We start from the raw sequence: 3649 nt of genomic DNA on the forward strand, positions 1-3649 counted from the left end.
CGCCGGCCCTCTTGGATCCGGCGGGCCCGAGGACCGGCCGCTACCGCGTCGGTGGGGACACGCCGCCCGAGCCGGTCTCGGCGCACCTGTCGTACGCCGACCTGGCCGTCGCGGTTCTCGACGAGATCGAGACGCCACGGCACCACCGCACCCGCGTTTCGGTCTCCGACTGAGCGGACACCGAATGATGCCCTCCCTGCGGGCGAGGGCGCTCAGCCCCCGGCGGGCTCGCGGTGGATGCGGCCCTCGGTGGTGGCGAGCGGGCGGCCGGAGCCGCCCCAGCGGAGCTGAATCAGCTCGGCGGCGATGGACACCGCGGTCTCCTCGGGGGTCCGCGCACCGAGGTCGAGCCCGATCGGCGAGCGGAGCCGCGCGAGCTCCTCCTCGGTCAGCCCGGCCTCCCGGAGCCGGTCCAGCCGGTCCTCGTGGGTGCGCCGCGAGCCCATGGCGCCGATGTAGCCCGCCGGGGTGCGCAGTGCGAGCTCGAGCAGGGGCACGTCGAACTTGGGGTCGTGGGTGAGCACGCAGATGACCGTGCGCTCGTCCACCTGGACGTCGGCGAGGAACCGGTGCGGCCACTTCACCACGACCTCGTCGGCCTCCGGGAAGCGCTTGGTGGTCGCGAAGACGGGGCGTGCGTCGCATACGGTCACGTGATAACCGAGGAACTTGCCGACCCGCGCCACCGCGGCGGCGAAGTCGATGGCCCCGAACACCAGCAGCCGCGGCGGCGGCGCGAAGGAGTGGACGAACACGGCGAGCTCGTCGAGCCGCCGCTCCCCCTTCGGCCCGTAGTGCCGCTGCCCGGTGAGGCCCTGCGCCAGCATTCCGCGGACGTCGTCGTCGGCCGCCGCGTCGAGCCGGTCCGCGTACGACCGGCCCGGCGCCAGCGAGCCGGACGCGCGGTCGGGCCAGACGACCCGGCGCGCGCCGATCGCGCCGGGCCCGGCGGTGACCGAGGCCACCGCGACAGCCGATCCACGCTTGATGGCGCGCGCGACCTCGGCGAACTCGGGGAAGGTCGAGGCGTCGACCGGCTCGACCAGGATGTCGAGGATGCCGCCGCACGTGAGGCCGACCGCGAAGGCGTCGTCGTCACTCACGCCGTAACGCTGCACGACCGCCTCGCCCGATTCGATCACCGAGCGCGCCAGATCGTACACCGCTCCCTCGACGCAGCCGCCTGACACACTGCCGACGACCTCGCCGTCCGCGGACACCGCCATCGCCGCGCCCGGCGGTCGCGGGGCACTGCGGAAGGTGTTGACCACAGTGGCGAGCCCGAAGGTCTCACCGGCCTCGTACCACTTCGAAATGGCGTTCAGAACGTCACGCACCGCGGTTCCTCTCTTCTCGCCCCGCTGCGGTGATCGGGCTGCGGCGGCGCACCGCCCCGATCACCTCCGCCAGCTCCGCCAGCGCGTCGGCACTGTGGCCGGCGACGAAGTCGTCGATGTGCGGGAGGGCCGCGACCATCCCGCCGGTGAGCGGTTCGTAGCCCGGTCGTGCCTTGTGCGGGTTGGCCCACACGACCCGGTGCGCCAGGCGGTGCAACCGCGCCATCTGCTCGCCGAGCAGACCTGCGTCACCCCGCTCCCACCCGTCCGAGGCGATCAGCACGATCGCGCCGCGCGCCATGCCCCGCTGGCCGAACCGGTCGAGGAACTCCTTGAGCTCCTCACCGAGCCGCGTGCCGCCGCTCCAGTCCGGGATCGCGGCCGACGCGGCGACCATCGCGGCGTCCGGGACGCGGTGCCGCAGCTCGCGGGTGAGCCGGGTCAGGCGGGTCCCCACGCTGAAGACCTCGGTGGTGCGCGTGCCCGACCGCAGCGCCGCGTGGCCGAACCGCAGGAGCGCGTCGGCGTACGGGCTCATCGAGCCGCTGACGTCGATCAGCAACACGACACGGCGCGGCTTGCGCCGGTGCGCCCGGTGGTGCAGCCGGGTGATCTCGCCACCCCGCCGCAGCACCGTACGGATCGTCCGGGCCTGGTCGAGCCGCCCGGACGACGCCGGCGTGAGCCGCCTGGACCGGCGCAGCTCGGTGGAGGCGTCGAGCAGGGCGATCAGCCGGTTGACCTCAGCCCGCTCGGCCGGGCTCAGCCCGGCGACGTCCCGGTGCCGCAGCACCTCGACCGCGCTCGCCGTCGCCGTCTGGACGTCGTCGGCGGGCTCCTCGTCCTCTGTGTCCCGATCCCCCGACGCCGAGACCGGCACCGCGACGTGCCGGATGATCACGGTCGGAGGGGCGGGGCGGCCCGGCCGCGCCGTCTGGCCGGAGAAGTAGGCCGCGAAGCACCGGTCGTAACGCGACAGGTCGCCGGGGTCGGCGCACAGCGTCAGCCGTCCGGCCCAGTAGACGTCATGGGGATCGAGGACGTTCAGGTGGTCGAGAGCGGTGACCATGGCCTGCAGCCGCTCCGGGCCGGCGTCGACCCCGGCCGCCCGCAGCGTGCGGGCGAAACCGGTCATCGTGGCGATCACATCGCCCGCACCCGGACGCGCCGGACCGCCTCTCGGCTCGCCCGGCCCGCGCCCAATCATGGTCAGCCCCCGCCCACGGTCAGTGCCCGTCGAGGAGCGCGTCGAGACCGCGCCGGACCACGTGTTCCTGGTCCTCGCGGTACTTCAGCACGGCGCCGAGCGTCATGGCGGCCGTGTCGGGCTCGAGGTCACGGAGCCCGAGCGTGACCAGCGCCTCGGTCCAGTCGAGGCTCTCGGCGACGCCGGGCGGCTTCAGCAGGTCCTCGCCGCGCAGGCGCTGCGCGGCCCGGGCGACCTGGCGGGCCAGCCGCTCGGTGGCGTCCGGCAGCCGGCGGCGGATGATGGCCACCTCGCGGTCGAAGGACGGGTGCTCGAGCCAGTGGTAGAGGCAGCGGCGTTTCAGCGCGTCATGCACCTCACGGGTGCGGTTGGAGGTCACCACGACGACCGGCGGCTCTTCTGCGTGGATCGTTCCGAGCTCGGGAATCGAGATCGTGAAGTCCGAGAGCACCTCCAGCAGGAAGGCCTCGAACTCGTCGTCGGCCCGGTCGACCTCGTCGACCAGCAGTACGCTCGGCGTCGTCTCGAGCGCCTGCAGCAGCGGCCGGGCGAGCAGGAAGCGCCGGTCGTACAGCTCCGACTCGAGCCTGGCCACGTCGGTGGTGCCCGCCGCCTCGGCCGCCCGCAGGTGCAACAGCTGGCGCGGGAAGTCCCAGTCGTACAGTGCCTGTGCCGCGTCGAGGCCCTCGTAGCACTGCAGGCGGATCAACGGTGCGCCCAGCACCTCGGCGAGGGTCCGGGCCAGCGCGGTCTTGCCGACCCCCGCCTCTCCCTCCAGGAACAGCGGGCGCCGCATCCGCAGTGCGAGGTAGGCCGCGGCCGCCAGGCCCTCATCTGCCAGGTAGGCGTGTCGGGCCAGAAGCTCGATGAGCCTGCGCGGCGAATTGATGTCATCCGCCCGGGTCGCGGCGATCTGGGTCACAGCCTCAGGTTACTCAGCCGTGCCGCGATCGCCACTGGTGATCACAGAGTGATTCCCGAGCGGGTGGTCCGCTCCGGCCGAGAGTTTGGAAACTCCACAATTACAGTTGACTTTATCGAGAATCGCCCACACGATCGGTGCCATGGACGACGACCTCACCGACGAGGCGACGTACGAACGCGT

3 protein-coding genes are annotated in these 3649 nt (G+C 72.8%); all 3 read right to left on the minus strand.

The features are described 5' to 3' along the window. Positions 1-212: 212 nt before the first annotated feature. The 3 genes from HKK72_RS37425 to HKK72_RS37435 all read right to left on the minus strand — a co-directional run bounded on the left by HKK72_RS37425 (position 213) and on the right by HKK72_RS37435 (position 3457). The gene (locus HKK72_RS37425) at positions 213-1337 is read right to left on the minus strand and encodes an XdhC family protein (RefSeq protein WP_187239128.1); all 1125 of its coding nucleotides are present in this window, start codon (positions 1335-1337) and stop codon (positions 213-215) included. Next, complete coding sequence (locus HKK72_RS37430; protein WP_261987571.1) at positions 1330-2472, minus strand: vWA domain-containing protein; 1143 nt, start codon at positions 2470-2472, stop codon at positions 1330-1332. The genes HKK72_RS37425 and HKK72_RS37430 overlap by 8 nt, the downstream gene beginning before the upstream one ends. 91 nt (positions 2473-2563) lie before the next feature. Beyond that, a complete protein-coding gene (locus HKK72_RS37435) occupies positions 2564-3457 on the minus strand; it encodes an AAA family ATPase (protein WP_410050385.1) in 894 nt (297 codons plus the stop codon). Positions 3458-3649 lie beyond the last annotated feature (192 nt).

The organism is Actinomadura sp. HBU206391 (assembly GCF_014323665.1).
Taxonomy (GTDB): Bacteria; Actinomycetota; Actinomycetes; order Streptosporangiales; family Streptosporangiaceae; genus Actinomadura_C.